General features: G+C 74.2%; 6 protein-coding genes. 5 read left to right on the top strand and 1 reads right to left on the bottom strand.

Features of this window, described 5'->3' with window-relative positions; all coding sequences use genetic code 11:
* Positions 1-390: 390 nt before the first annotated feature.
* Positions 391-1,440 (top strand): class I SAM-dependent methyltransferase, encoded by a 1,050-nt coding sequence (locus tag AB7J25_RS29805; protein ID WP_428514580.1) that lies wholly within the window; start codon positions 391-393, stop codon positions 1,438-1,440.
* Here AB7J25_RS29805 and AB7J25_RS29800 read toward each other — a convergent pair.
* Positions 1,424-2,167: a lysostaphin resistance A-like protein gene (locus AB7J25_RS29800; RefSeq protein ID WP_428514578.1), complete on the bottom strand. Its 744-nt coding sequence runs from the start codon at positions 2,165-2,167 to the stop codon at positions 1,424-1,426. The genes AB7J25_RS29805 and AB7J25_RS29800 overlap by 17 nt on opposite strands.
* Before the next feature lie 50 nt (positions 2,168-2,217).
* On the opposite strand from AB7J25_RS29800, the gene AB7J25_RS29795 reads away from it, so the two are divergent.
* From AB7J25_RS29795 to AB7J25_RS29780, 4 genes are all read left to right on the top strand, one after another.
* A complete protein-coding gene (locus AB7J25_RS29795; RefSeq protein ID WP_428514576.1) occupies positions 2,218-3,372 on the top strand; it encodes an acyltransferase family protein in 1,155 nt (384 codons plus the stop codon).
* Between the two features lie 21 nt (positions 3,373-3,393).
* Positions 3,394-4,872 (top strand): potassium/proton antiporter, encoded by a 1,479-nt coding sequence (locus AB7J25_RS29790; RefSeq protein ID WP_428514574.1) that lies wholly within the window; start codon positions 3,394-3,396, stop codon positions 4,870-4,872.
* 15 nt (positions 4,873-4,887) lie between these two features.
* A complete protein-coding gene (gene lspA, locus AB7J25_RS29785) occupies positions 4,888-5,427 on the top strand; it encodes a signal peptidase II (RefSeq protein WP_428514572.1) in 540 nt (179 codons plus the stop codon).
* Positions 5,420-6,194: RluA family pseudouridine synthase (locus tag AB7J25_RS29780; protein ID WP_428514570.1), on the top strand; the 775-nt coding region annotated here is incomplete at its 3' end. The genes lspA and AB7J25_RS29780, both read left to right, overlap by 8 nt.

The following is a 6,194-nucleotide window of genomic DNA, read 5'->3' as shown; positions in this document are numbered from 1 at the left end:
CCGCGGCCGGGACAAGATCGTGGAGTTGACGGGGGACGACGCCGCGCTGGCGGCGCGGCTCGTGGAGCTGCGGGGCAGCTGAGCTCCGGGGGGCTGGGCGTTCGCACACACCGTAGCGTGGTCGCACATGCTGCCTGCGGGCATCGTGCGGTGTGTGTGGGCGGTGGAGCACGTGTTCGAGCGGGCCCGGTGGGGTGTCCGGGTGCGGGTGCGAGCGACGGAGCGTGTGTTCGAGCGGGCCCGATGGGTGCCCGGCGGCCGGTGCGAACTATGGAACGTATGTTCGAGCGGGCCCGACGCGGCCATCAGCCCACAGCTCCCCGCAGCACACGGCACCTGGCACGGTCGGCGGCGGACACCCACCGGTGCGGCTGCGGCAGACTCGCCCACATGGAGACATCCGACGTGGCCGGCACGGCCGAACGGGCGGCACGGGGAACGGCGACGGACGGAACGGCGACGGCGGGAACGGCGGCGGGGGGAACGGCAGCGGACGGAACCGCAGCGGCGGGAACGGCGGCGGACGGAACGGCAGCGGACGGAACGGCAGCGGACGGAACGGCGACGGCGGGAACGGCGGCGGTGGGAACGGCGACCCACGAACCAGCGCCGCGACGGCCGGCGGCCCGCCGCTGGGCAGAGCTGCAGCGGGGCCGCGGCCTACCCCGGGAGATCCTGGCGGCCGCGCCCGCGGACCCGTGGCGCCACGACGCGCGCGACTTCACCGCCCCCGACGTGCCCACGGACACCCCCTCCCGCGCGACGGCGCTGGACCTGCTCGGCGACGGCGGCACCGTGATCGACAGCGGCACAGTGGCCGGCGGCACAGTGATCGACGGCGGCACAGCGATCGACGGCGGCACGGTGATCGACGTCGGCTGCGGCGCGGGCGACGCGGCGTTCGCACTGACCGGGGCCGCCCGTCACCTCACGGGTGTCGACCGCCAGCAGGACATGCTGGACGCGTTCGCGGCCGACGCGACCGCCCGCGGGATCGCGTACACGACCGTGCGCGGCAGCTGGCCCGAGATCGCCCCCGAGGCCGGCCGAGCGGACGTGGTGGTGTGCCACCACGTGCTGCACAACGTCGTCGACCTGCCCCCGTTCGTGCGCGCGCTGAGCGCCGCGGCGCGCCGGGGCGTGGTGGTGGAGATGCTCACCGAGCACCCGATGGCCTGGCTGGACCCGCTGTTCGCGCGCTTCCACGGGCTGTACCGCCCGCCGCCCGCGACCCACGACGACGCCGTCGCGGTGCTGCGCGAGCTCGGGATCACCCCGGAGGTCGTGACGTGGGAGCGCGCCCGCACGCCGCCGCACGACGCGGAATGGGTGACGCGGCGGCTGTGCCTCGGACCGGAGCGGGTCGCCGAGGTGGCCGGAGCGCTGGCCGGTCTGCCGCCCCGGACGAAGCGGGCGGCGACGATCAGCTGGCGTGTGTGATCATCCACCAGGCGATGAGCACGCCGAAGGAGTTGGTCGCGACATGCGCGAGCATCGGTGCCGCAAGGTGGCCGCTCCAGCGGCGCAGCGCGCACAGCCAGATCCCCGCACCGAAGGTGAAGAGCACCGCCACCGCGATCTCGGCGACCCCGCCCCAGCCGCCGAACGCCGCCCCGTACGCGGCGTTGGCGCTGCCCATGCCGATCGACGGCAGGATGTGCCAGAGCCCGAACAGGCCGGACGACACGAGCGTCGCCCGCCACCAGCCGCCGCCCACCAGGGCGGGCAGGACCCCGCGGAACGCCGTCTCCTCGAGCACCGCCGTGCCCAGCGGGATCCGGATCAGCGCGGCGAACAGCGCCAGCGCCAGCGGCCCGGCCGCCCGCTCGTCGAGGAACGCCGCCCGGGTGGAGGGCAGCGACAACGCGATCGTGTAGACCACCGCCACGGCCGCCGCGACGGCCGCGCCGACGAGCACCCCGCGCCGAAGCCTCGGGCGGTGCAGGCCGAGATCCGCCCAGGTCAGGCCTACTGCGGCGCGCGCGCCGACCAGCAGCAGGCCGGTCATCGCGAGGTTCCACAGCACGTACCCCTCGGGCCAGATCCGATTGCTCACGACGTTCGACGCTGCGAGGATCGTCACGGCGGCGAAGAACGCCAGCCGCAATCTGAGCGGTCGAGCGGCGGCGGGGGGCGGCCCGGGACGGGCCTCCAGCGTCGTCGTCACACACTCCATCGTCCGGGTCGGCGGCCGGCGCGCAACCTCGGGGGTGGACGGTGAGCTCGGTGGACGCGGCGGGCGGCACGCCCGCGCCGCGTCCGGAGCCCCCGGACGGCAGCCGCGACGAGTACGGCCGGGACCGCTACATCGACTTCCTGCGCGCCGGCAGCATCCTCGTCGTCGTCCTGTGGCACTGGGCGTTCACGATCCTCATCTGGCTGCCGGACGGCCCGCGTGCCACCAGCCCCCTGGGGTTCACCTCGGGGCTGTGGATGCTCACCTGGCTGTTCCAGGTGTTGCCGCTCTTCTTCTTCGTCGGCGGCTACGTGCACCTGCTCGCCTGGCAGCGGGCGCGGATCCGCGGCGAGACGCTGGACCGGTTCGTCCTGCGCAACCTGCGGCGGCTGTCGGTGCCCGCGCTCGTGGTCGCGGGCGTCTGGATCGGGCTCGGCCTCGTGCTGTGGGCGGGGCTGGGGCTGGAGTGGATCGGCCGCGCCGTGCTGCTGGTGATCAGCCCCCTGTGGTTTCTCGGGGTCTACCTGGGGCTCATCGCGCTGATCCCGCTCTGGTTCGCGATCGCGCGGCGGTTCGGCCCGGTGGCGTTCGTGTGGATGATCGGGCTGGTCGTGATCGTCGACATCCTCCGCTTCCGGGTGGGCTGGGAGGCCGCCGGCTGGGTCAACATGCTGCTGGTCTGGGGCCTGGCGTTCATGGCGGGGTTCTGGTGGGAGGCGCTGGTCCGCGCCCCGCGGCACGTCGACGCCGCGCTGATGTGGGCGGGCCTGTTCGGGCTGATCGGGCTGGTCGGCTCCGGCCTCTACCCGGGCTCGATGGTGGGCGTTCCGGGGGAGACGTCCAACATGGCGCCGCCCACGCTGTGCATCGTCGCGCTGCTCGCGTTCCAGGTCGGCATCGCCGAGATCGCGCGGCCGGGCATGTCGCGGTGGTTGGAACGGCCCGGGCCGCGCGGCTTCGTCGAGATCATCAACCGGTTCGCGATGCCCGTCTTCCTGTTCCACACCACCGGCATGGCGATCGGGCGCGGCCTGATCTACGCGTGGAACGGCGAGCTCGCCGAGGCCACGGTCCCGGACCTGCGCTGGTGGCTCGAACGCCCCCTCTACATCGCGGTGTCGTTCGTGTGCACCCTGCCCGTGATCTGGCTGTTCAACCGGCGGGGACGACGCAGGCCGCGACCTGCGCCCCACTAAGGTCAGCGCGGAGGTGAGCGGATGGCGAGCCTGGAGATCCTGCTCGGCGCCGTTGCCACCGTCGTACTGGTCGGGGTCCTCGCCGTACGCGCCTCCGTCCGGCTCGGGCTGCCCTCACTGCTGCTGTACCTGGGCATCGGGGTGCTGCTCGGCGAGGCCGTGCTCGGCATCCCGTTCGCCGACGCCGACCTGACCCAGTCCCTCGGGCTCGCCGCGCTCGTCATGATCCTCATCGAGGGCGGCCTCACGACTCGATGGGAGTCGGTGCGCCCGGCGCTGGGGCTCGGCATCGCCCTGTCGACGGTGGCGGTGGTCGTGAGCATCGCCGTCGTCGGTGTCGCGCTCCACCATCTCCTGGACCTGGAGTGGCGGGTGGCGTTCCTGTGGGGCGCGGTGCTCTCGTCGACGGACGCGGCGGCCGTGTTCAGCGTGCTGCGCGGCGTCGGCGTGTCGCCGCGGCTGTCCGGGGCGCTGGAGATGGAGTCCGGCTGCAACGACGCCCCCGTCGTGCTCGCGGTCATCCTGCTCGCCTCCGACGATCCGATCACCTGGCTCACGCCGCTGGTGGTCGTCTACGAGCTCGCCGCCGGGGCGGTCGTCGGGGGCCTGCTCGGGCTGGTCGGCGGCTGGGCGCTGCGCCGCGCCGCCCTGCCGTCCGTCGGCCTCTACCCGCTCGCCGCGATCGCCGTCGCCGTGCTCGCGTACTCGACGGGCCAGCTCCTGCACGCCTCCGGCCTGCTCGCGACGTACGTGTGCGCGCTCGTGCTCGGCAACGCCCGGCTTCCGCACCGGGGCGGCGTGATGTCCTTCGCCGAGGGTATGGGCTGGCTCGCCCAGATCGGGCTCTTCGTGCTGCTCGGGCTCTACGCCGCCCCGCAGCGGGTGCCGGCCGCGCTGTGGCCCGCGCTCGTGGCGGGGTTGGTCCTCGTGCTGGCCGCCCGCCCGCTGTCCGTGGTCGCGGCGGCGCTGCCGTTCCGGGTGCCGTGGCGCGAGCAGCTCTTCCTGTCCTGGTCGGGGCTGCGCGGCGCCGTGCCGATCGTGCTCGCCCTGCTGGCCCTCACCGAGGGCGCCTCGGGCGCCGCCATGCTCGTGGACGTCGTGTTCGTGCTGGTCGTCGCCCTCACCCTGATCCAGGGCACGACGCTGCCGTGGGTGGCGCGGCGGCTCGGGGTCTCCCGGTCGGCGCAGCCGCGCGCCCTGGAGGTCGACGCCGCGCCCCTGGACGAGCTCGGCGCGGACCTGCTCCAGGTCCGCATCCCGGTCGGCTCCCGGCTCAGCGGCGTGTACCTCGCCGAGCTGCGACTGCCCGCGGGGGCCACGATCAGCCTCGTCGTCCGTGACGGGGCCGCGTTCACCCCGGGCCGGGAGACCCGCCTGCGGGAGGGCGACCAGCTGCTCGTCGTCACCACCGCCGAGGTACGCGGTGCGGCCGAGGCGCGGATCCGTGCCGTCGACCGGGCCGGCCGGCTGGCCCGCTGGCGGGGCGAGGCCGGCCGATGAGGAACAATCGAGGGTGTGAGCTCCGGCAGCGACGTCCTCGCGCCCCGCAAGGTCGCCCTGCTGGCCGTGATCGCGATCATGGTGGTGATGCTCGACGTCATCACCAAGGTCCTCGGGGTCGCCCTCCTGGAGGGCCGCGAGCCGGTCGAGCTGCTGGGCGGGCTGGTCTACCTCGTGCTCGTACGCAATCCCGGTGCCGCGTTCTCGCTTGCCACCGGCTACACGTGGGTGCTCACCATCGTCGCGCTCGCCGTCGTGGTCGCGATCATCCGGATCGCGCGCCGCCTGCGCTCCACCGGCTGGGCGGTGGCGCTCGGGCTCATCCTCGGCGGCGCTATCGGCAACCTCGCGGACCGGATCTTCCGCTCGCCCGGCCCGTTCCGCGGCCACGTCGTGGACACGGTGTCGGTCTTCGCCCCGGACGGCAGCGTGTTCCCGGTGTTCAACCTGGCGGACTCCGCGATCGTCATCGGCGGGGCGCTGCTCGTGCTGCTCGCGCTGCTGGGCCGGGAGCTGGACGGCACCCGCACCGGTGAGAAGGCCGCCGATGGGTGAGACCCGCAGCCTCCCCGTCCCGGACGGCCTGGACGGGCTGCGCATCGATGCCGGCCTCTCGCGGCTGCTCGGCATGTCCCGCACCGTCGTCGCCGCCCTCGCCGAGGACGGCCGGGTGGCCCTGGACGGGCGCATCGCCGGGAAGTCGGACCGGCTCGTCGCGGGCGCCTGGCTGGAGGTCGAGCTGCCCGATCCGGACCGCGGGCCCGAGACGATCCTCGGCCCCGTCGAGGTCGTCGCGGGGCTCGCGGTGCTGCACGAGGACGCCGACCTCGTCGTCGTGGACAAGCCGGTCGGCGTCGCCGCGCACGCGAGCCCCGGCTGGACGGGCCCCACCGTGCTCGGCGGCCTCGCCGCCCTCGGCGTGCAGGTGGCCACGTCCGGGGCGGCCGAGCGGCAGGGCATCGTGCACCGGCTCGACGTCGGCACGACGGGCGTCATGGTCGTCGCGAAGTCCGAGCGCGCCTACTCCGAACTCAAGCGGGCGTTCCGGGAACGCACCGTGGAGAAGCGCTACCACGCGCTGGCGCAGGGCCACCCGGATCCGTCGCGGGGCACCATCGACGCCCCGATCGACCGCCATCCGCGCCACGACCACCGGTTCGCCGTCGTCGCAGGCGGCAAGCCGAGCATCACCCATTACGAGACGATCGAGGCGTTCCGCGCCGCGTCGCTGCTCGACGTCACCCTGGAGACGGGCCGCACCCACCAGATCCGGGTGCACATGGCGGCGTTGCGCCACCCCCTGGTCGGCGACCTCACCTACG

It is taken from the genome of Pseudonocardia sp. (assembly GCF_050246655.1).
Taxonomy (GTDB): Bacteria; Actinomycetota; Actinomycetes; order Mycobacteriales; family Pseudonocardiaceae; genus Pseudonocardia.
The sequence above is the reverse complement of the archived record's forward strand: the minus strand, read 5'-3'. Positions and strand labels throughout refer to the sequence as shown.